At 70.1% G+C, this 612-nt stretch carries 1 protein-coding gene; it reads left to right on the top strand.

What is annotated here, in order from left to right; genetic code table 11:
• Window positions 1–612, top strand: a 612-nt coding sequence (locus E5198_RS21340) for an aminotransferase class III-fold pyridoxal phosphate-dependent enzyme (protein ID WP_136491880.1), incomplete at both ends; no start/stop codon positions are given.

Genomic DNA, 612 nt, shown 5'->3' with positions numbered 1-612 from the left:
GGCCTTCATGCAGCGCCTGCGCGCCCTGTGCGACCAGCACGGCATCCTGCTGATCGCCGACGAGGTGCAGACCGGCGCCGGCCGCACCGGCACCTTCTTCGCCACCGAGCAGCTGGGCATCGTCCCGGACCTGACCACCTTCGCCAAGTCGGTGGGCGGTGGCTTCCCGATCTCCGGCGTGTGCGGCAAGGCGGAAATCATGGACGCCGTCGCCCCCGGCGGCCTGGGCGGCACCTACGCCGGCAGCCCGATCGCCTGCGCCGCGGCCCTGGCCGTGCTCGAGGTGTTCGACGAGGAGAACCTGCTGGAGCGCTCCCAGGCCGTCGGCGAGCGCCTGAAGGCCGGCCTGCGCGAGATCCAGGCCAAGCACAAGGTCATCGGCGACGTGCGCGGCCTGGGTTCGATGGTCGCCATCGAGCTGTTCGAGGACGGCGACGTGCACAAGCCAGCCGCCGAACTGGTCGGCAAGATCGTCGCCCGCGCCCGCGACAAGGGCCTGATCCTGCTGTCCTGCGGCACCTACTACAACGTCATCCGCTTCCTGATGCCGATCACCATCCCGGACGCCCAGCTGGACAAGGGCCTGGCCATCCTCGCCGAGTGCTTCGACGA

Source organism: Pseudomonas sp. A-1, assembly GCF_004801855.1.
Taxonomy (GTDB): Bacteria; Pseudomonadota; Gammaproteobacteria; order Pseudomonadales; family Pseudomonadaceae; genus Geopseudomonas.
Note: the sequence above shows the minus strand (reverse complement) of the source record. Positions and strands in the feature narration are given on the sequence as shown.